Genomic DNA, 21,364 nt, shown 5'->3' with positions numbered 1-21,364 from the left:
CCCTCCCATAGCTGTCACCCTGCCTGTCGCTGGGCGCCGAATTCGGACATTCCGGCGGCGAAATCACACAGTATGGTGCGCCAGCGCTCGGCGCGCGCGTCGGCCCCGGCCTCGTCCAGCACCGCGGAGTTCACGTCGATATGCGCGACCAGAACCGGGCGCGAATCCTTCGGAACCACCGCGGTGTTGAGGTCGATCGTGAAGCGCAGCGGCAGATCCGGATGTCCGGCCGCACCGAATTCGGCGGTGAGGTCCGGCAGCGGCACCGGCGTCCACGGGCCGCTGCCGAACTGCAGCACATCGAAGCGGCCCAGGTGGTTGAGGCGAATCTGCCCGCGCGCATCCAGGGTTCGAACGTGGACCGGCGCACGGCCGGCCGCCGGAGTCCAGGTCTCGAGTTCGGCCGCCGGCACCACTGCCGTCTCCTCGACGGTGAACCAGCCGACGCGGCGGGTGTCGTCGCCGGGGTCGCGGCCGTGCGATTCCCGGGTGACCGCGATGCGACCGGTGGCGTCGGCGGTGTCGGCGACCAGCCGGGCGCAGGCGGCGAGCAACAGATCATCCAGGGGCACCTCGCTTTCCGCGCACCGGGTGAGCAGGGCCTCGGTGTCGTCGGGGCCGAGTTCCACGATCCGCCGGATCGCCTTGCCCGCCCGGTCGCGGCGTGGATCGGTGTAGCGGCCGCCGAGCGGTGTGCCCAGCGTCGGTGGAGCGTCGGACCGCGTCGGGATCGGATCCGATTCCGGCCGATCCTCGTTCATCGGTTGCTCGCCCTGTTCCAGTCGGCGCAGGTCGTCGACCAGGATGAGCCAGGACACCACATCCACGGCGAGGTGATGGATGGACAGGACGAGTCGCGGTTGCTCTCCGCGTAGCAGCGTGGCCGATATCATCCGTCCGGCGCCGGGGTCCAGGCGCTGCACAGTATCAGCGAGATAGTTTGCCGCACTGAGTCTTTCGGTTCCGTCGGCGACGGTGAGCAGTTCGGCGGCGCTGGATTGCTCCTGCGCGACGAGCACAGCGCGGCCGTCGTCGCCGGTGACCAGCCGCGAGCGCAGCGTGGGATGGGCGACCGCCAGGGCCTCCAGCCGTTGGACGACCGACTCGGGAGTGACCGCCGGATCGAGCGAGAAGACCTGGGACTGGGCGAGATAGCGGTAATCGCCGTGTCCGAGGATCTCCTGGGCCAACACGGTGAGCGGCAGCACCGTGCCCGCCGGCGTCACCTCGGCATTCCCGGGAGTGTCCCCGGACGGATCGTCCAGACGCTCGGCGAGATCGCGAAGATCGGCCGCGGCCAGCACTTCTCGCGCCGAGATGCGGTAACCGGCGCCGCGCAGCCGCGACACCAGATCGATGACGCAGATGCTGTCGATACCCAGATCCACCAGGCTGTCCAGGATGCCGATCCGCGTCCCCGCGCCGGCGCTCATCGCCTCGATCAGCGCCAGCAGGGTGCGTTCGGTCTCGGTTCGCGGTTCGGCGCGGGCGGCGGTGTCGGCCGGGCGGGTCAGCAGTTCGGTCGCCGCGTGCACATCGAGTTTGTCGTTGCGGTTCAACGGAATCTCATCGACGAACACGATGCGGGTGGGGACCAGGAATTGCGGCAGCCGGCGGGCCAGATCCGAGCGCAATCGTGCGACGGTGCCCTCGCCGACCACCAGCGCACCCAGCCGGGTCCGCCCGTTCTCGGTGAAGGCCAGCGCCGCGGCGTGGCGTACGCCGTCGAGTTCGCGCAGCACCACGCTGACCTCGTCGGGTTCGACGCGGTATCCGTTGATCTTGACCTGCCGGTCGACACGGCCTTCGTAGGCGACGGTGCCGTCGTCGGACCGGCGCACGAGATCGCCGGTGCGATAACGCCTTTCACCCGCCTCGCCCGCGACGAAGGCGGCCGCGGTGGTGGCGGGCCGCCCCAGATACCCGAGCGCGAGTTGCGGCCCGGAAAGATAGAGCTCGCCCTGCCCACCCGGCGGCACCGGCCGTAGCCGATGGTCGAGCACCTCGGCGGTCATCCCGTCGAACGGGCGGCCGATGGTCGGCGCGGCGTGATCGTGCACGTCGGCCATCAGCGCCTCGACGGTCGCCTCGGTCGGACCGTAGAAGTTGATGACACGGGTGGTCGCCAATCCCTGCAGGCGCCGCCAGGTGTCCGGACCGATCGCCTCACCGCCCAGCGCGAGGACGGCCAGCGGACAGCGCTCGGCGCCGGTCTCGGGATCGGTGCGGAACAGTCCGGCGGCGATCAGCCGGTTCAGCATCGACGGCGACGTGTCGAAGATGTCGATCCCGAATTCGCCGATGGCGCCGACGATGCGCTCGGCATCGGTGCGCACCTCGTCACCCAGCAGGACCACGGTGTGGCCGCTCAGCAGCGCGACCGTGGGCTGCCAGGCAGCGTCGAATCCGGTGGACCAGCCGTGGCCGATCCGCAGCGTCCGCCCGGTGGCGGCGGCGATGGGCGCGAAGATCCGCCGCTCGTGATTGCCCCAGTGGTTGAGCAGTGCGCGATGCGATACCGCGACCCCCTTGGGCCTGCCGGTCGTGCCGGAGGTGAACACCACGTAGAACTGGGCGTCCGAATGGTGCTGCGGCGCAACGTCTGTCGCGTGGACCGACTCGCCGTTCCGTTCCGCCGCCGGTACCCCCGGCACTGTGACCGGCATCGTCACTCGCGGCACACCATGGTCGCCCGCCGAAACCGCAGCGATGCCCGGGAATTGGAGCCGGCCGTCGCTGTCCGTGATCCCGTGGCGGCATTCCGCCCCTTGGGCGCGGACCTCGGCCAGCACCTCGGCGCGATCCGCATCGGCGAGGACGATCCGCGCGCCGCTGGTGCTCAGCAGATAGGCCACGCGATCGGCGGGGGTGGCCGGATCGATGTGGACACACGTGGCACCGGCGAGACCGATGGCGAAGGGAGCGTGCAGGACTCGGCGGTCACGGGGCAGCATGACCGCCACCGCGTGACCGGTGCCGACTCCGGCCGCCCGGAGCTCGTCGGCCAAGGCGCGGACCGCGGAACCGAATTCGGTGAAATTGTGCTCGCCCGCCGCGTCGACGACGGCGATCCGATCGGCGGCCGCACGCGCAGCGTTGAGCAACGCTTCCGGGACCGTCGCGGCAGGACTCGGCGCACCGCCCGGCACCGCCCGCACGGATGCGGGGGGACCCGATTCGCCGACGGACGAGCCGACCGTCTCCTTCGCCGTATCGGAAAACTTTGCACCACAGTCGTGTTCAGCTATCAGCGCGCCAGGCTCGTCGTCGAGCAGCACGTCGACCGCACTACACTGCCGCGCGCCCACGATCCGGGTGGCGACGGCGAGGAGCCGGCGCGCCATCCGGTCGGGGTCGAAGGTGGTGAGCAGGTCGGGGCGGGTTTCGACGCGGCAGATCAGCTCGCCCTGCTCCAGCACCGGGACGACGGCGATCGGATAGTGGCTCGGGGAGTCGACGCGGCGGGCGGTCATGGTGGCGCCGCCGCCCATCGGCATGCGCGGTGCGACCGCGCCGACCGGGGAGTTCTCGAAGACCAGCAGGCTGTCGAACAACTGCCCGGCGCCGGCGTGCCGCGTGATCTCCGCGATGCCCAGATACTCGTGCGCCCGCAGCTGCGCCACCGAGCGCTGCAGTTCGGCGCCGATCCGCGCCGGCGTGCGCTCGTCGATCCGGACCCGCACCGGAATGGTGGTGACCAGCGCGCCGACGAGGCGTTCCGCATTCGGCAGCGAGGCATCACGGCCGGAGGTGGTCTGGCCGAACACCACGTCGTCGCGGCCGGTGAGCCCGGAAAGAATTCGGGCCCAGGCCATTTGGAGCACGGTGTTCAGTGTCAGGCCGTTGGCGCGCGCCCAGCCGACGAGCCGGTCGGTGCCGGCGGGGTCGAGGCGCGCCTCGCCCACCACGGGCAGGTCGAGATCCGCCGGGGCCGGTGGCCCGAGCATCGGCATCGGCGCCAGACCGTCGAGCGCCCCGGCCCACGCCCGTACCGAGGCCGCGGTATCGCGGCTCGCCAGCCATGCCGCGTGCTCGCGCAGCGGCGGAGCCGGCGGCAGCGCCGCGCCCTCCCCCCGATGCAGCGCGATCAGATCGGAGAACAACAGTGGAATCGACCAGCCGTCGACGACGATATGGTGTGCGGTGCACACCACTTCGTAATCGCGCTCGCCGATGCGCGCCGCGACCACCCGGAACAGCGGGCCGCGATCCAGATCGAGCCGCCGGCGCGCCTCCTGCCAGTAGAGATCGCGCGCCGCCGCCTCGGGATCGCGAGCGGAGCGCAGATCCACCTCGCGCCAGCCGATTCGCCCCTCCGAGGTGATGACCAGCACCGGATGCGGCACATCCTCGGCGAGTACGGCCGCGCCCAGATGCGGATAGCGTCGCAGGACGCCGTCGAAGGCCGCACGCAACGCCGCCGGATCGGCCAGATTCTCCACTCGCACCGCGAAGGTGACGAGGTAGGGATCGATGCCCTGTGCCATCGAACTGACCGAATACAGCCCGCGCTGCAGCGGTGACAGCGCGACGACGTCGAGAATCTCCACCTCGCTCACCGCGCGGCGAACTTCTTGCCGAGTGCCGCCAGCGCGGCCGAGTCCAGTCCGGAGGCGCTCATCGGCGCGACGGGTGCGCTCTGTTCGGCGGCCGGGGCAGCCGCGGCCTCGGTCAGTTGTGCTGCCATCTCGTGCACGGCCGGGAATTCGAACACCTTCTGCACGTCGAGCACGTAACCGCGCTCACCGAGCAGGGTGACCATGCGCAGCGCGGCGATGCTGTCACCGCCGAGGGAGAAGAAGGTGTCGGCGCGGCCCACCTCGTCGTCCGCGTCGAGTTCGAGCACCTCGCGAATGGTGTCGGCGATCAGCCGTTCGGCATCGGTGCTGGGCTGTCCGCCGAGCCCGGTGCCGCCCGGGTAGGCCGCGGTGCGTTCGAACACCGTCGGAAGCTCGCCATCGGGCAGCGCGGTCTCCGGCTCCGCGAGATTCAGCAGCCACCGCTCGAGACCGCTTGCGAGCGCATCGATTTCGTGCCGCCCGGCCAGTGCGACCGGAAATTCGAGAATCACCGTTACCTCTTCGCCTCCGGTGACGACATCGGCGACGATATCGACCCCGTGCGGCCGCGCCACCCGCCGGGCGATCTCGCGCGCGTTCGCACCGATCACCTCGGTTCGGAGGGTGACCAGTGCTTGGAACGGCGCACCGGCGGCGACGGCGACGGCGCCACGCAGCTGATGCGTGATCCGCTCGATCCGGGCCGCGGCGTGGGCGCGGGCGGCGACGGCCAGCTCCGTGACCTGCTCCAGCAGTGCCCGTGCGGTGGGCGCCGAGCCGGTATCGATCCGCAGCACCAGATGGTTCGCGTACGCACCGAGCGCCGAATCAGCTTGTGCCTCAGACCGTCCCGCATCGACGATGGCGACCGGCACATCACCACCGAGACCCGCCGTGCCCAGCACTGCGGCCAGCGCGGCGACCACGGACAGCTCGGCGTCGCGGTCGCCGAAGGCAGCGGCCGGAATCCGCAGTGTGCGGGTCGCGGACGCGGCGGTGGCCGGATCCGATTCCGCGCCGGGATTTCCGGCCACGACCAGGGTTGCCCGTTCCGGCAGATCGGCGAGCCGGTCCAGCCAGTACCCCAGGTCGGGATCGGCGGCGGCATCGGCGACCAGCGACTTCATCTGCGCCATCGCGTAGCCGCGGTACTGCGTCACCTGCTCGGCTGTCGTTTCCCCGAACAGTTCCGCCGCCAGCAGCTCGAGACTGCGGTCGTCGGCGGCTACCGGATGAGCGGTGAGGGACAGGACGTCCCGATCGGGCGTGCGGTGCAGTCTGATTCGGATCGGCAGCTCGCGCACCGGGTCGATGGGGTGTGCGGCATCCGAGCGCAGCGCGGCGTCGAGTTCCGACGACAGGGTCTCGACCGTTTCGACCACCGTCTCGGGTGCGTCGACGACGCGCTGGTACGGAATCCGGCGATCGTCCGGATAGACCGTGCGCAGAATCTCGTGCCGGCTCACCGCGGCTACCGCGGCGCGGTCGAGGGCGGCCGGTTCGAGGTCGCCGGTGATCTCCAGGGCGACAAACAGATTCGTCGCCGCGACGCCGCGCAGTCGTTCCGGCAGCAGCGCGGCCTGCTGGGCCGGGGACAACGGGATGCCACGCCCGCCCGTTCGCGACCCCGCCGCGGCCGCAGCGTTGTTCGGAGCAGTCGTGGCCGGCGCGGTCGTGTTCGGCACGGGCGAATCAGACATGGGTCATCAGTCCTTACTTGCCGACGGTGGCGAGCGTCGGTTCGAGCTTGTCGAGCAGATACGGCACCGACAGTGCGGTCGGCTGGTTGATGGCGTTGATCGTGATCATGTCGACGAACGAGATTCCGCCCTGGCGCACCGACGGCAGATCCGCGTAACCGGGCAGCTGGGTGAACTTCTCCTGCAGGCCCGGCGCCGCGCCGCACACCAGCAGATCGGAGGTCAGATCTCCGAGCCGTTCCGGCGACAGCGCCAGCCGTCCACCGGAGGGGGCCTCGGCGACGAGTTTCGCCGGCATGGTCATCCCGAGCCGCGTGAACACCTGGGCGGAACCGTCTTTCGGATCCGCCAGCACCATCAGCTGGGTGGGCGTGGTGAGCATGCAGGTGAGGAAGCTCTTGCCCTTCAGGCCCGGATGCTTCGCGGCGACCGCGTCGATCCTGCCGTGCACATCGGCGACGACCTTGCCGGCCTGGTCCTGCTTGTGCAGCGCCTTACCGAGCGCCTGGACCTGGTCCTCCCATGGATCGATCTGGGCCGAAGTCAGCGGGCCGATGGTCGGGGCCAGCTTGGACAGCTTGTCGTACATGGCCTTGTCCATCAGGTAGCCCGGCGCCACGATGAGATCGGGCTCGAGTGCCGCGATCTGCTCGACGACGTCGCCGCCCATGTTCAGCGCCTTGGACTGCTGCGGCAGCGACTGCGGCAACCACGGCACGGTCATCCCCGCCCCGGCGCCGGGCACCAGATAGCCGACGGGGGTGACCCCGAGGGATACAGCCGCGTCCAGCCAGGCCGGGCCGAGGGTCACCACGCGCTTGGGCGTGCTATCGACGGTGGTTTCGCCCATACTGTGCTTGATCGTCACGGCCGCACCGGAATCGGTGTCCTCCGCGCCGGATCCACAGGCGGCCACGGCCGTCACCAGCCCCAGGATCAGCGCCAGCAACGTGGTTCGCAGCACCGCGGCGCGTGCGCGCACTCCGCGACGCGCGGATGTTCGACCTGGTTTCATTGCACAGCTCCTTGCACTTCGCTCCGGGCTACTCGCGATCCCGGCCCTCTCGGAATCGTAGCTTAGGCTAAGCTAACACTGACCGTCGATGCCTCGACCCGGGCCGCCAATCCGGCCACCGTCGGAGTGTCGAACAGCGCTCGCACACCGATCCGCACGCCGAATTCGGCTCGGATCCAGGCCAGTAGCCGCACCGCCAGCAGGGAATGACCGCCGAGTTCGAAGAACGAATCCTCGGCGCCGATCCGCTCGCGGCCGAACATCCGCCCGAACAATTCCGCGATCCGGGTCTCCACCGCCGTATTCGGCTCCCGATACGGCTCCACCGGCGACCGCTGTGGCACCGGCAGGGCACGGCGGTCGAGTTTTCCGTGTTCGGTCAGCGGAATCTCGTCGATGATCGCGAAGGCGCCCGGCACCATGTACGGCGGCAGCACCGCCGCCGCATGTGCTCGTACCGATTCCGGATCCACTGCAACACTGTCGTTTTCGCGGCGTGCGGGCACGAGGTAGGCAGCGAGTACGGTGCCGAGCACCTCGTCGGTCACCGCGGCGGCCACGCAGTGCGCGACATCCGGATGGGCGCCGACGGCGGCCTGCACCTCCGCGAGTTCGATGCGGTGGCCGCGCACCGTGACCTGTTCGTCGGCGCGGCCGAGAAATTCGAGCTCACCGTTTCCGTTGCGGCGCGCGAGATCTCCGGTCCGATAGAGCCGCTGTCCGGGGGCGAACGGGTCGGCCACGAAGCGTTCGGCGGTTGCGGCGGCGCGGCCGAGATAGCCGCGCGCCAATTGGGCACCGCCGAGGTAGATTTCGCCTGCCACGCCGGTGGGCACCAGTTGCAGCCGCTCGTCCAGCAGATACAGGGCGACGTTGCGGTTGGGCCGGCCGATGGGCACGATCCGGGTTCCCTGCGGGCCCTCCACGGTGTGATGGGTTGCCGAGACGACCGCCTCGGTGGGCCCGTAATGGTTGCGCAGTTCGGCCTCGAAGATGCCGGCGAAGCGGTCGGCGACCTCACCGTAGAGGGCCTCGCCGCCGACCGGCACATGGCGCAGCGCGCGCCACCGGCTCACCTCCGGCAGCATCAGCAAGGTGCTGAGCATGGACGGCACCATATGCAGCACGGTCACGCCGCACCGCGAAATCAGTTCCGCCACATACGGTATGTCGTCGAAGGCGTTCACCTTCGGAATCACCAGGCCGGCGCCGAGCGTGAGGGGTACGAAGATGTCGAGCAGCGAGGCGTCGAAGCTGATCGACGAGGATTGCAGCAGCCGATCCTCGGCACCCACCCCCCACTGCGCACAGAACCCCACGAGATGTTCGGCGATCGCCGCGTGGGATACCGCGACGCCCTTCGGCATTCCGGTCGAGCCGGAGGTGTAGATGACGTAGGCGAGATCGGCGGGCCGCAGCGGACGCACCCGATCGCTGTCGCGCGGATCGTGCTGCGGCGATGTGCGCGCGGCCCGTTCCGCGGCCCGCAGATCCTCGGCATCCAGGACCAGCGCGGGCCGCGCATCGGCGATCAGGAATTCCACCCGATCGGCCGGATAGGCCGGATCGATCGGCAGATAGGCCGCACCGGCCTTCAGCACCGCGACGACGGCGACCACGAAATCCACCGAGGTACTCAGCCGCAGCGCTACCACGTCCTCGGTGCCGATACCCTGCCGAATCAGCTGGTGCGCCAGGCAATTCGCGCGCCGGTTCAGGTGGTCGTAGCTCAGCTCGCGATCCCCGTCGCGGGCATCGACGAGTGCGACCGCTCCGGGATTCGACGCCACCCGCCGCTCGAACAGATCGACCAGCGTGGTGGGTGCGACGGGGACGAGTTCACCGTGGGACTGCTCCAGAATGTCCGCGCGGTCGCGGACTCCGAAAATGTCCAGCTCGCCGATGCGACGCTCGGGTTCGGCCGTCGCCACGGTGAGCACGCGTACATAGTGGGTAAGGAACTGCTCGAGGATACGGGCGTCGAATTCGTCCGCCTGATAGACGATTTCGACGCGCTCGGGCACGTCGCCGGCGGTGATGACGGTGAGCGACAGCGGCATCCGGGTCGTCGGGCTGCCGACATCGACAGCCGTGGCCGCGATGCCGTCCAGGGCGAGCGACACGGTCCGGCGGATCCCGAATTCGACGCGGGCCACCTGCTCCAGCCCGTCGCGACCACTGCCGCGCTCGGGGTTGAGGTCGGCGATCACCTGATCGATCGGCGTGCCGCGGTGCTCGAAAGCCGTTGCCGCACGGTCGTTCACCGCACGCAGACATTCGAGGAAGCTGTCCGCGGGGTCGACCGTCGTACGCAGCAGCAGCGTATTGCCGAAGTATCCGATACCGGTGTCGTCGGCGTTCCGCACGGTGGCCGGTGCGCAGACCAGGAAATCCGTTGCGGCGGTATAGCGGTGGATCAGCGCGTCGAAGGCGGCGAGGAGCACCGTGAACGGTGTGGCGCCCTCCCGTCGGGCGAACTCCGGCACCCGCGCGGCCACGTCGGCCGGCAATTCGGCGCGGATCCGGGCGGTGCGCAGCGAGGGCAGGGTCGCGACGACGCGGCCCGGCAATTCCAACGGCTGCGGCAGGGGCGAGAGCGCGTTTCGCCAATAGCTGCGAGCGACCTCGGTCGCCGGCGCGGGGGCGCCACCGCCTTCGGCATCACGAAGGCTGCGCACACGGTCGTCTCCGAGACTCGCCGGTGCGGCCGGGACCGTCGCCGCGTCGTAGCGCGCACGGACCTCGTCGAAGAAGATCTGCCAGGAGTCGTCGTCCCACGCGATCGTATGCACCACGAGAGTGAGGAGGTACCGCCGCTCGCCCGTGCGAATCAGCAAGCAGCGCAACGGTGTTTCGGACGACGGATCGAACGGTCGCCCCGCCTCGCGGCGGATCAGCACCTCGGCCCGGCGCTCGCGACTGGCATCGGCGAGGTCGCGAAGATCCACCTCCTGCCAGGACGGCGTCGCGTCGGATCGCACCACCGCCCGCGGCTCGTCGTCCTCGCCGACGGTGTAGATCGTGCGCAGAATATCCTGCCGCGCAATGGTTCCGGCAATCGCCGAGCGCAACCGATCCGCTTCCACGGCACCGTCGAGCCGGTAGACCGCACAGCAGTTGAGTGTGGTGTCCTCCGGATCACGGGTCTGCAGGAACCAGATCCGGCGCTGCCCCGCCGACAACTTCCCCGCGGCCGGCTCCTGCGCCGACAGCACGGTCATCGCGGGGCGTCGGTGAGATAACCACCGCGAGCGAAGAATGCGGCGCCGTCGTGTTCCATGCCGTCGGCGGTGCGCACCCGGGTCACGAGCAGACCCAGATTGCCGCCGCGATGTGCGTCCGGCCCGCAGATCACCACGCCACCGCCCTCCTGCACGACGACTCGGCCGGGGGTTCCGCCGTAGCGGGCCTGCGACAGGGCGGCGGCGGTGATCTCCACCTTCTCGCCCCGATAGTAGGAGAACGCCCGCGGGTACGGCTCGGACAGCGCGCGCACGAACCGCTCCAGATCCACTGCGTCCCAATGCCAGTCGATGCGGCTGTCACGCTCGGAACGCTTGTGGAAATAGGTGCGCTCGGCCTTGTCCTGCGGCCGCCAGACCGCGGTGCCGGATTCGATCGCGCTCAGCGCCTCCCGCAGCGCTCCCGGAATCAATTCCATTCCGGCGAGGACGAGTTCGGTTCCGGTGGCGGTCGGGCCGATCGGCAGCGAACGCTGCACGATGATGTCGCCGGTGTCGAGCTGTTCGTCCATCCGGTGCACGGTCAGGCCGAATTCGGATTCGCCGCTGATCAGCGCCCACAGCACGGGCGAGAAACCGGTGAACTTCGGCAGCAGCGAATCGTGCAGATTCAGCGTGCCGTGCGGCGGCATCAGATACAGCTCCGGCGGCATCCAGGTGTACCAGCTGTTGACCACGATGATGTCGGGCTCGGCACGCTTGACCAGATCGATGGTCTCCGCATCGGCCCGCTCGGTGAGGTGGACCGGAATGCCGTGCTCGCGGGCGAGCTCCTCGACCGAATCGGACCAGATGCCCTTGTAGGCATGTTCACTCGCGGGATGGGTGATCGCGAGCACCACCTCGTGTTCCGAGTCGATCAGAGCCTGCAGCGTGGTACGACCCCAGGTCTGATAACCGAACGACACGATACGCATGAACCGAACCTCTTCCCTCGAACTAAGGGTAGCCTAGCCTACTGTTTGCTCGGTGATCATTCCGGGCGCCGACCGGCCGCGACCCGGGCCGCCACGACGGCCGCGCGCGTCGGCACCTCACCCAGCACGCGATCCGAAAGCTCGCCCAGGCAACTGAGATTCGGAAATCCCGGCCCCTGCGCCATCCCTGCGAGATTCGGCAGATAGAGCTTGGCGTCGAGGCCGGACACCGCCAGATCGTGGCCGATCGCCGCCTCCAGCCGGGTATGGGTGATAGGCCCGCCCACCGCCAGTTCCACCAGATCCGAGGTATCGGAATCGAACAGATCCAGGAACCACAGCGGCTGGCCGCCGGTGGCGTCGACCACCAGATCGAAGGCGTGCATCTGGTCGGGGCGCAATTCGTTGCGCAGCGTGAGCGCCACTCCCTCGCCGCGCTCGGCGACCCGGACCACGCGGCCCTGGAGATGATGAACGCGATTGTCCGCCAGCACGTTCTCCTGCACACGCACCGAGAACACGCCACGATCGGTGCGGCGGATGACGTCGCGGCGCTCCTGCAGGCTCAGCGCCCGCCACTTCGCCGGATCACTGAACAGCGCATTCTCGAAATAACTTTCACCGCGGGTGTAGATGGTGGCCGCGGGCGAGATCACCGAGACCGTGAGGACGTCGTGGCGGACCAGTTCGTCCACCGCCGAGCCCGCGGTCTCACCGCCGCCGATCACCGCCGCCCGCGAGGAGACCGGCAGCCGGCGCTTACCCGCGAGATCCCAGAAGTCCGCGATACTCAGCACCTTCGGATGTTCGGCCAGCGCGCGGCGGCTGTCGCCCGGTCCGGTGATCATCAGTCCGTCGCAGTCGATTTCGGTCTCCACGCCGGAACCGTCGGCCACCGAGACCAGCCAGCCGTCGGCAGCGGGGCGGATCCGGCGCACCGCGCCCACGACCATCTCGACCTCGGCCTTGCGCGCGACCCACTGCAGATAGTTGGCCCAGACGTGGTGGTGCGGATTGGGCCGGCCCCGGTCGACCCATTCGGCATAGGTGCCGTTCTCGACCAGGAAGGAATTCCAGCTGTAGGCGATCATCGACCGGTCGATCGCGCGGTTGTGGCCGCGCGCCCAGGTGGAGTGGTATGGGAAGCCGACGTCCTTCTCGGGGCTGGTGCCGAGCCGGTGCTGGCCGTCGGTCCATCCGCCGCTGGGCAGCCAATTGCCTCCCACCGCATGCGGTTCCACCACCACCACGCGCGGAGCGGGTAGCCCCAGGTCCCGCAGCACCCTGGCCTTCGCCGCCACTGCCATCGCTTTCGGCCCGGCTCCGACCACGAGAAGCGTCTTCACTGGTACTCCCGTTCTGTGATTCCAGCCACCGCTCAGCCGGGCGCCGGGGCGTTCAGCTGGGCAGATCCGACATATCAGGAAGAGCGGATCCGCCCGAAGTCGACTGAGTACTACCTACCTTTGCATAGGCTTACCTTATATTGCTTAGTGGTGCCAGCCCCTGCGGAACGATTGCGAGGCACGGCACTCCTGTCCCACAACTGATCGGATACGACCATGATCAAGATCAAATCCCGTGCCGTTGCGGCGTTTTCGCTGGCCGCCGTGGTCTTCGCCGGCGGCGTCGCCTCCGTGACCCCGGCCGTCGCCGCGCCGATCGCCGCCCCCGTCCACGCCGCCGCCCCGGGCGTCGGCGAGCTGCAGAGCAAGCTCGAACTGGTGCTCGACCCGAACGGTTCGCGGTCCGCCCGCGCCAACGAACTGGAGGCCGGCGAGGCCGGGCTGGGCCTGGTCGACCAGGTCGGCGGTGTGATGGCCACGGTGCCCGGATTCCAGTGGCAGGCCGTCGCGCCCGTGAACGTCCAGGGCGACACCCTCACCCACAACCTGCAGATCAACGTCCCCGGCTTCGATGCCATGTACATCGAGCTGAAGTGGAGGGACATCGACGGCACCTGGAAGCTGACCCGCGAATCCGAGTGCACGATCGCCTATTACGCGAACCTGCCCTGCACCGTCTAGTGCACGAGCGGTCCCGGGCGCACCGCCGTCCTGCCCGGGACCGCCGCCGCGGGCGGCTAGGGAGATTCGCCGGACAGCTCCGCTCGTTCCCGCCGCGCGCGCTCCAGATCCTCCGGCGTCGCGGTTGATCCGTATCTGCGCAGGCCGACGTCCAGCACGCGCAGCGCCGCCGCGTCATCGTTCTTGAAATCGCGCAGTATGCGCACATTATCGAGCACCCGAGCGAGACCTTCGAGTTCCTTGGACCCGCCGTACTCCAGCTCTCGTGGCTCGTCGCGCTGGATCACCAGCACGTGATTGCCCGCCGGATCGACCATCGTGAATCGAGTCTGCCCGGGCTTGAACCGTGTGATTCTCGGTATTCCCTTGGCCGGCACCTTGCCGAGCCGCGCCCGCAGTGCGGCGGTGAATTCGCGGTGATACGCGGCGACGTCATCGACGAGAACCAAGCAGCTGAGTTCCGCATCGACGCCCTCGGGCCGGTCGACGAAGTGCAGTTGATACTCGCTGCGCGCCACCGCGCCGTACACGTAGGGGCGGGTCTGCTCATGCGTGACCTCGAAACCGAGCCCGCGGTAGAAGTCGAGCAATCCGGACAGCTGAGCCTTGCGGCTCCACAACAACGGCACCGCACTCTCGGGCATCCCCGCCCCTCCTGTCGGTAATCAAATTTGACTAGCGAAGGTTATCATCACCCGGTGTCCACAGTGCGATTACTCGTCCTCGGTGTGATCCGATTGCGGCAGCCGACCTACGGCTACGCGGTTCGGCGCGAACTGCTGTCCTGGCGCGCCGACACGTGGACCAACGTGAAGCCGGGCTCGATCTATCACGCCCTCAAACAGCTCACCCACGAGGGCAAACTGCACGCGACCGGCACCGAAGCCAGCAGTACCGGCCCCGGCCGCACCCTGTTCGAAATGACCGAGACGGGTGACGCCGAGTTCCGTACGCTCCTGGATGCCGCGCTGGTCAGCATCGATATGGAGGAGCTCGGCGCCGGAATCGCGTTCATGGATACTTTGCCGCGATCGCACGTCATCGGGCTGCTGCGACGGCAACGCGAACGCAGCGCGGAGGTGCGCGACGAACTGCTCGCCATGAAGGCCGACTACCCTCCTAGGTACGAGGCCCCGCACTCCGCCGACCTGCTCGAACTGTGGAGCGGCACATTCGGCAATCTGTCGCGCTGGACGGCCGGCGTGCTGCAGCGACTCGAGAACGGCCACTACCGAATGGCAGACGACCGACCGGCTGCACGAGACGGCGACCTCTAGTCCGGGCCTTGCGCGGCTGTCGTTAGGGTCGATATGTGCGACGCCGGCAACAGCCGCCGCTGCCCAAGCGCCACGGACTAGATCCGGCGCGGCTGCGGTTACCCGAAGACGGAACCTGGGCGACCGTCCGCGACCATCTGGTCCATCGGCTCCCCCGGGTCCCCGCCGCGCGCATCGACGAAATGCTCGCCGATGGCGACATCGTCGATCTCGACGGACCGATCGGGCCGGACGCACCCTATGTGCCCGGGGGCGCGGTGTGGTTCCACCGCGATCTTCCCGACGAGACACCGGTGCCGTTCGACGTCACCGTGGTGCATCGCGACGACCACCTGCTCGTCGTCGACAAACCGCACTTCCTGTCCACGATTCCACGCGGTCAGCACATCCTCGAGACCGCACTCGTCCGGTTGCGGCGCGATCTGGACCTTCCGGATCTGGTGCCCGCGCACCGGCTGGACCGGACCACGGCCGGACTGATCCTGTTCGTCGTCGATCCGGCGCGGCGCGGGGCGTATCAGACCCTGTTTCACAAGCGCCGGGTACACAAACAGTACGAGGCGATCGCACCCTACGATCCCCAACTCACCCTCCCCCGCACGGTGCGCAGCCGGATCGTCAAGGAGCGCACCGTGCTTCGCGCCTTCGAGGTCGAGGGCGAGCCCAACGCGGAAACGCTGGTCGAGCTGATCGAGCACCGCGACGGCCTCGGCCGCTACCGGCTGAGCCCGCACACCGGCCGCACCCATCAGCTGCGGCTGCACATGAACGGGCTCGGAATCCCGATCCTCGGGGACGACTTCTATCCCGACCTCACCGATCGCCCCGTGGACGATTTCACCCGGCCGCTGCAACTGCTGGCCGCACGGCTCGCCTTCACCGACCCGATCAGCGGGGCCGAGCGGGTATTCGACACCACGCGGACGCTGCAGGCGTGGACGGATTACGCGGGCTGGTGCGGCGGAGGGACCGGATAGCGGCGATTCGTTCCGCCCGCGAGCCGCAACCGGCGGCGCGGAGATCGTGACCCGCCGAACACGGCACACCCGCCCGGATGAACGTAGACTGGCGACGATGTCTCGAAACGATAACGGGGTTGCGCAGTCCTCGGCCCCGATCGGCCCGGGGCGCCGGTTACACGCCTACCTCGACGTCGCCGTCGTGGTGGCGGTGCTCGCCGGGACGAATCTCATCGCGCATTTCACCTCGCAATGGGCGAATATCGCGACCGTTCCCGCGGCCGCGGTGATTCTCGTGCTGTTGATGCGACAACGCGGGCTCGGCTGGGCGGAATTGGGACTTTCACCGCGGCAGTGGCGCCGCGGAACGCTCTATGCGCTCGGCGCGGTCGCGATTGTCGTGGGAGCCGTGGTGATCGGCGCACTACTGCCGATTACGCGGCCGTTCTTTCTCGCGAATCGATATGCGACCTTGTCCGGGGCATTGATCGCCTCGATGATCGTGATTCCGCTGCAAACGGTGATTCCGGAGGAACTCGCCTTCCGCGGCGTACTGCACGGGACACTGGATCGGGCGGCCGGCGCGCGCGGCGTATTCATCGTCGGCTCATTGCTTTTCGGCTGCTGGCATATCGCCTCGTCGCTCGGCTTGACCAGCGGGAATCGCGGGTTGAGCACACTGTTCGGCGGCGGTGTCGGCGGCCAGATCGCCGGAATCGCCTCGGCCGTCCTGGCGACCGCGGCCGCCGGTGTGATCTTCACCTGGTTGCGCCGGCGCAGCGGAAGTCTGCTGGCGCCGATCGCACTGCACTGGTCCCTCAACGGCGCGGGCGCACTCGCGGCGGCCATTGTCTGGCACACCGCGGTGCACTGAAATTCCGCTGTCCCAGCCGAATTCGCCAATCGCCGAGCCGAACAGCCCATTTGCATATTCACCCGAACTGATGTTCGGTGAAAGCGTTGACCGCGCCGATGGTCGGCGATTACTCTCTCATCTCGATCACACATATGTTCGAGTACTCGGGTAATCGACCTCGGTAGCGCGGCCGCTGCCGGGAAAGGCACGCCATGCTCGACGAGCAGTCGACCACCACGACCGCCGTCCCTCCGGCGGATTCCGCGCACCTTCCGCTCCGCGACACGGAACGGACCGGCGCAGACGCACGCTTCGGGGAGATCTCCGTGGAGGAACCATCGAAGGGCGCGGCCCGGCGCCGGGGCACCCCTGAGCACTCCCCGCAGGCGGAGCTGAACGCGTTGGCGCGGCGGGTGGCGACCGCGCGGGGCAAGCTGCCCCTGCAAGCGGACCCGGCGCTGTTCGCCGAACTGTCCGATCGGGAGATCGCCGCCGAACGCGATCTCGCCGAATGGATTCGCACACAGCGCCGCCGGCAACGCAAACGCGCGGTGACGGCGCAGCTGTCGGCAGAGAGGCGTGATCGCCGCGTCGCCCTGGCACTGCGCCGGGCCGACGACGCGGACGCCCGCTGGCACCGGCGCGCCCGGGCGGCCCGCATGCGGGTGTCGAATCCCGATGCGCGCCTGGCACAACTGTTCCGCCGCGCCGAATGGTCCTCGCGGGCGCTGATCGGCGTCGTCGTGCTCGGCATGGTCTGGGCGGGAGTGAACGTCCAGCACAACCTCGTCCCCAGCGGCGACATGTCGGATCCGCTGTATTGGCTCAGTTACGGCTTCGAGGCGATGATCTCGATCCCGATCATCACGATCATGGTCGTCGCCACGACCGCTGCCCGATGGGGTCGCGACATCGACCGCGGCAAGGTCGTATTCCTGGAAACCGCACTGCTCGGCGTCACCATCGCGCTCAACGCCGGCCCACATCTGGTCGCGGGCGAACCGGCACGCGCAGCCGAGGCCGCCGTCGCCCCGGTCATGGTCGGCGTCGTGATCTGGTTGCACGCCTGGGTTTCCGCGCGCTACGCGCAGCTCATCGACGACATCCCGATGGAGGACATCGACTCCGATCTCCCGCCCACCGGCTATCGCCCGAGCTACCGCCCGGACGATCTTCCGGAGTGGGCGGAGGCACGTCCGCTGCCCGACAACGCGGGGTCCGTGGAATTCCCCAGCTATCCCCAGCTTCCGTCGACCACTGCACCGCAACCGGTTTCGGTGGCGGGATGGGATGCCGCGCTGCGGCTCGCGGACGCGGTGGAGAACGGCCGGCCGCCGACTGCGACCGTGGCCGCTGCCGCCGCCGTGCCCCCAGCGAAGACACCGTCGACCACGCAGGCCGTGGCCCCCGTCGAACCTGCCGCGGCATATGAGGTCGTCGCCGAGGCAACAGCGATCGACGACTCTTCCGGCGCGGCACCGGCAAAGACCACGGCACCAACGGAATTCGAGGAGGCCGAGGCGCCCGCGCGATCCGATGAGCGATCGGGATCGCACGGCGCCGGGCTGCGGATCGTCTCCGACGAGCCGCACAAGACGCGCACGCGGCGGGCCGTGGACGATGCCGTGCAGTTGGTGCTGGGTGAGCCGGTCGCCGAAGCACCGCGACCGGCCGCGGCCGACGTCGACCCCACGACAACACCGGACGAATCCACCGACCTTCCCGGCGTCGCGGAGGTGGCCGAGGTGGACGAGGCCGAATTCGCCGATGTCGAATCCATCGCCGTCGATTCCGCCGCTATCGATGCCGCGGAGGAAGAGACCGGCGAGGTCGCCATCCGGTCGGTCGCGCACGAGATCCGCCGTCGCGGCCTGTCCAAGCTGTCGGTCGACCAGCTCGCCGAAATCCTGACCCTCACCGACGAATCGTGGACCCCCGCCGCGATCGGTGCCGCCATCGGCCTGCCGGGCTCCCGGATCCTGGGAATTCTGGAGGCGGCGCGCCGCATCACCATGCCGGTGGCAGTCGGCGGCTGAACGCCGATTCGCACCGCCGCCACCAGGCGGTTCAGGCGCCTCGAAGGGGCTGATAAGGAACCTCACAGGCTCGGTCGTAATCATGGAGTGCGACGACCGACTCGAGGAAGCAGATGATCGAGACCTTTCCGCGAGCGCATTCGTCGGCGACCTTGCTGCGCGACGGACGGTGCTCCTGCCCACGGATCACGGCACGATGAGTACGGCGACTGTGACATCGGTCCGCGGTAAGCCCACCACCGTCACGACCGAATCGGGAGCGGCCGCGCAGCCTCAGCCGTCGCGGCCCTACCTGCATCAGGTCAACCTGTTCCGGATCCTGACCTTCGCCTGTGTGATCGCCGTCCACGTGATCGACAGATCCAGTGACCCGAACAATGTGTCGGCGAACGGGGCCATGGTGCTGCTGCACTTTCCCCGCGAGGCCTTCTTCACGCTGACCGGATTCGTGCTGATCTACCAGTACGCCGACCGGTCCTTCGACGCGCCGCACTTCTGGCGCCGGCGCTTCGCGCTGGTCGGCATCCCCTACATCATCTGGTCGGTGTTCTACTGGGGCTATTCGGTGGTCGCCGGCATTCATCAGGAGTCCGTGGCGGGCGCGATACGCCGGTTGGCGGTCGAACTGGCGACCGGTGAAGCCTGGTATCAGTTGTACTTCCTGCTGGTGTCGATGCAGATCTACCTGCTGTTCCCGCTGTTGCTCCGATTCGTGCGCTGGACGGCCGGCCACCACAGGTGGGTGCTGGGGACGAGCGCGCTCGTGCAACTGGGCATGCTGTGGGCGCTGACGCATCCGCCGACACTCACCGGAATGCCGGCGCAACTGTGGAACCACCTCTACGTGACGGTACTGCCGTACCAGTTCTACATTCTGTTCGGCGCGGTCGCCGCATGGCATATCGGCACCGTCGACCGTGCCGTGCGCCGCTTCGGCCCGCTGCTGATCACCGCCACCCTCCTCGGGGCGGCGGGCGCCGAGTGGTTTTATCAGCGCGCGGTCGCGGGCGGCACCACACCGTGGCAGGCCGACAATGTCTTCAACCCCTACATGGCCGTCTATTTCCTCGCGCTGATCGTCGGTCTCTACACCGTGAGCACCTGGTGGTCCTGGCTGCGCCCGAAGTACCGCATCGTCGGCCGTATATCCCGCTACGGCGCCGATCGCTCCTTCGCGGTCTTCCTGATGCATCCGATCGTGCTGGAACTGCTGATCCCCCTCTATCCCCGGCTGCACGACGCGGTCGGCGCCGCGGGCGCGACGGTGCTGTTGTTCGTCGCGGTCCTGGCGGTCACCCTCGCGTTCGTCGGCGTGGTGCGCCATGCACCCGGCAGTATCTACCTCACCGGCCGGGCACGGATCGAAGGCCCAATCCCGCTCGTTCGCCGATTGCGGTCCATCGGCCCGGCATCGCCGCAGCGTGTGACCGCCCTCGACACCGGTCACGCACTCTCGGGGTCGTACGGACGGCAGTCGTCCGCCGAGGCGCCGGCGGCGTAACGCGCGGCGACGTCCGGGACGGCGGGGGCAGAGCCACTGGTGTGGCGGTACGCATCGGCCAGGGCGGCGAGTTCGGCGGCGGTGAGAACATCCTCGATCCGATCGAAGCCGTTCGGCGCCCGCTGCGCCACGGCGTGCAGGACGCGGTCCATCGGCATGTCCCGGTTCGCCAGCACGATGGTGTTCACCGCCTCCCGCCGGACCTGTTCGTATCGCGCGAGTCCGGCGATCGGGTCGGCGGCCGCGGCCAGCTCGCAAGCCACGGCGCGGGCGTCGAGAATCGCTTGCGACCCGCCGTTGGAACCGACCGGATACATCGGATGCGCGGCGTCACCCATCAGCGTCACGCGTCCGGAACCCCAGCGCGGCAACGGGTTCCGGTCGACCATCGGATATTCGAGCACTTCGGCACTGGCGCGCAGCAGTGCCGGAACATCGACACCGGCCAGGTGCCAACCTTCGTAGTGCGGCAGCACATCCGCCAACCGCCCGGCGCGATTCCAGTCGGGGTTCTGTACCCCGGCATCGTGGACGCGCACCTCGGCGACCCAGTTCACCAGCGCACGCCCACGCCGGTGCGCACCACCCGAGATCGGGTACATCACGAATTTCGCGGCGCGATTGGAACCCGCGAGCACCATCGTCCGCCCGTCCAGGAACGGACGAATCTCGCTGACTCCGCGCCACATTCGAATGCCGTTCCACAACGGCCGCCCCTCCTCCGGATGCAACTGCGCGCGGACCGTGGAATGCAGGCCGTCGGCGCCGATCAGCACGTCCGCGGTCTCTTCGACGACGGTGCCGGCGGCTCGGTCGAGGAAGCGGCAACGCACGCCGTCGGTATCCTCGGCGAACGATTGCAGCACCATTCCTTCGCGCACGGCATCGGACCCGAGTCGACGGCGCACCAGATCCAGGAGCAGGCCCTGCAATTCGCCGCGGTGCACCGAGTATTGGGGCCACGGGTGCCCCGCGGCGAGACCGCGCGGCTCACTCCAGATGTGATTTCCGAACCGGTCGAGATGCACCGCGGTGGAGGTGGCGATCGCGCAATCGTCCAGTGCCGCACCGAGTTCCAGTTCGTGCAGCTCCCGCACCGCATGCGGGAGCAGATTGATTCCGACGCCGAGCGGGCGAAGCTCACCCACCGCGTCCAGCACGACGGCCTCGATCCCCACCCGATGCAAGCATGCCGCCGCGGTCAGTCCGGCGATTCCGGCGCCTGCGATCAGAACCCGCATCACCGCACCCCCGGCTCGTCGACGGCCGGCGCCC

General features: G+C 68.7%; 14 protein-coding genes. 6 read left to right on the top strand and 8 right to left on the bottom strand.

Annotation, left to right across the window (positions count from 1 at the left end):
* Positions 1-14: 14 nt before the first annotated feature.
* The 6 genes from NE2_RS09795 to NE2_RS09770 all read right to left on the bottom strand — a co-directional run bounded on the left by NE2_RS09795 (position 15) and on the right by NE2_RS09770 (position 12,779).
* Complete coding sequence (locus NE2_RS09795) at positions 15-4,559, bottom strand: non-ribosomal peptide synthetase (RefSeq protein ID WP_233429723.1); 4,545 nt, start codon at positions 4,557-4,559, stop codon at positions 15-17.
* Positions 4,556-6,259 (bottom strand): condensation domain-containing protein, encoded by a 1,704-nt coding sequence (locus NE2_RS09790; RefSeq protein ID WP_063025641.1) that lies wholly within the window; start codon positions 6,257-6,259, stop codon positions 4,556-4,558. Before NE2_RS09790 ends, NE2_RS09795 begins: the two co-directional genes overlap by 4 nt.
* Before the next feature lie 13 nt (positions 6,260-6,272).
* Positions 6,273-7,274, bottom strand: coding sequence for an ABC transporter substrate-binding protein (locus NE2_RS09785; protein ID WP_063025640.1), 1,002 nt, complete (start codon positions 7,272-7,274; stop codon positions 6,273-6,275).
* A 62-nt stretch (positions 7,275-7,336) separates the two neighbouring features.
* Positions 7,337-10,495: a non-ribosomal peptide synthetase gene (locus NE2_RS09780; RefSeq protein WP_063025639.1), complete on the bottom strand. Its 3,159-nt coding sequence runs from the start codon at positions 10,493-10,495 to the stop codon at positions 7,337-7,339.
* Positions 10,492-11,433 carry a methionyl-tRNA formyltransferase gene (locus tag NE2_RS09775; RefSeq protein WP_063025638.1) on the bottom strand — a complete coding sequence of 314 codons (942 nt, stop codon included), beginning with the start codon at positions 11,431-11,433 and terminating at the stop codon, positions 10,492-10,494. The genes NE2_RS09780 and NE2_RS09775 overlap by 4 nt, the downstream gene beginning before the upstream one ends.
* A 56-nt stretch (positions 11,434-11,489) precedes the next feature.
* Entirely contained in the window at positions 11,490-12,779 is a 1,290-nt protein-coding gene (locus NE2_RS09770; RefSeq protein ID WP_063025637.1) for a SidA/IucD/PvdA family monooxygenase, read from the bottom strand.
* A 216-nt stretch (positions 12,780-12,995) separates the two neighbouring features.
* Between NE2_RS09770 and NE2_RS09765 the strand changes: the two genes are divergently transcribed.
* Positions 12,996-13,460 (top strand): MTB12 C-terminal domain-containing protein, encoded by a 465-nt coding sequence (locus NE2_RS09765; protein WP_063025636.1) that lies wholly within the window; start codon positions 12,996-12,998, stop codon positions 13,458-13,460.
* Positions 13,461-13,516: 56 nt separating this feature from the next.
* On the opposite strand, the gene NE2_RS09760 is transcribed toward NE2_RS09765, so the two are convergent.
* A complete protein-coding gene (locus NE2_RS09760; RefSeq protein ID WP_063025635.1) occupies positions 13,517-14,104 on the bottom strand; it encodes a DUF8817 family protein in 588 nt (195 codons plus the stop codon).
* 54 nt (positions 14,105-14,158) lie between these two features.
* On the opposite strand from NE2_RS09760, the gene NE2_RS09755 reads away from it, so the two are divergent.
* The 5 genes from NE2_RS09755 to NE2_RS09735 all read left to right on the top strand — a co-directional run bounded on the left by NE2_RS09755 (position 14,159) and on the right by NE2_RS09735 (position 20,089).
* A complete protein-coding gene (locus tag NE2_RS09755) occupies positions 14,159-14,737 on the top strand; it encodes a PadR family transcriptional regulator (protein WP_063025634.1) in 579 nt (192 codons plus the stop codon).
* A gap of 35 nt (positions 14,738-14,772) precedes the next feature.
* Positions 14,773-15,714, top strand: a complete 942-nt coding sequence (locus tag NE2_RS09750) for an RluA family pseudouridine synthase (protein ID WP_063025633.1) — start codon at positions 14,773-14,775, stop codon at positions 15,712-15,714.
* Between the two features lie 97 nt (positions 15,715-15,811).
* The gene (locus tag NE2_RS09745) at positions 15,812-16,570 is read left to right on the top strand and encodes a CPBP family intramembrane glutamic endopeptidase (RefSeq protein ID WP_063025632.1); all 759 of its coding nucleotides are present in this window, start codon (positions 15,812-15,814) and stop codon (positions 16,568-16,570) included.
* 308 nt (positions 16,571-16,878) lie between these two features.
* A complete protein-coding gene (locus NE2_RS09740) occupies positions 16,879-18,588 on the top strand; it encodes a hypothetical protein (RefSeq protein ID WP_146165300.1) in 1,710 nt (569 codons plus the stop codon).
* A 196-nt stretch (positions 18,589-18,784) separates the two neighbouring features.
* A complete protein-coding gene (locus tag NE2_RS09735; protein ID WP_167356724.1) occupies positions 18,785-20,089 on the top strand; it encodes an acyltransferase in 1,305 nt (434 codons plus the stop codon).
* Here the strand turns inward: NE2_RS09735 and NE2_RS09730 are convergent.
* On the bottom strand, positions 20,032-21,330 hold the full coding sequence (locus tag NE2_RS09730) for a flavin-dependent oxidoreductase (protein WP_063025629.1): 1,299 nt from the start codon (positions 21,328-21,330) through the stop codon (positions 20,032-20,034). The genes NE2_RS09735 and NE2_RS09730 overlap by 58 nt on opposite strands.
* Positions 21,331-21,364 lie beyond the last annotated feature (34 nt).

The sequence above is a fragment of the Nocardia elegans NBRC 108235 genome (assembly GCF_001612845.1).
GTDB classification, from domain to species: Bacteria; Actinomycetota; Actinomycetes; order Mycobacteriales; family Mycobacteriaceae; genus Nocardia; species Nocardia nova.
Note: the sequence above shows the minus strand (reverse complement) of the source record. Positions and strands in the feature narration are given on the sequence as shown.

Bases quoted from the DNA above. Each gene is read 5' to 3' on its own strand.
- NE2_RS09790 (WP_063025641.1), bottom strand. From the start codon at position 6,259: ATGTCTGATTCGCCCGTGCCGAACACGACCGCGCCGGCCACGACTGCT.
- NE2_RS09785 (WP_063025640.1), bottom strand. From the start codon at position 7,274: ATGAAACCAGGTCGAACATCCGCGCGTCGCGGAGTGCGCGCACGCGCC.
- NE2_RS09780 (WP_063025639.1), bottom strand. From the start codon at position 10,495: ATGACCGTGCTGTCGGCGCAGGAGCCGGCCGCGGGGAAGTTGTCGGCG.
- NE2_RS09775 (WP_063025638.1), bottom strand. From the start codon at position 11,433: ATGCGTATCGTGTCGTTCGGTTATCAGACCTGGGGTCGTACCACGCTG.
- NE2_RS09765 (WP_063025636.1), top strand. From the start codon at position 12,996: ATGATCAAGATCAAATCCCGTGCCGTTGCGGCGTTTTCGCTGGCCGCC.
- NE2_RS09760 (WP_063025635.1), bottom strand. From the start codon at position 14,104: ATGCCCGAGAGTGCGGTGCCGTTGTTGTGGAGCCGCAAGGCTCAGCTG.
- NE2_RS09745 (WP_063025632.1), top strand. From the start codon at position 15,812: ATGTCTCGAAACGATAACGGGGTTGCGCAGTCCTCGGCCCCGATCGGC.
- NE2_RS09735 (WP_167356724.1), top strand. From the start codon at position 18,785: ATGAGTACGGCGACTGTGACATCGGTCCGCGGTAAGCCCACCACCGTC.
- NE2_RS09730 (WP_063025629.1), bottom strand. From the start codon at position 21,330: ATGCGGGTTCTGATCGCAGGCGCCGGAATCGCCGGACTGACCGCGGCG.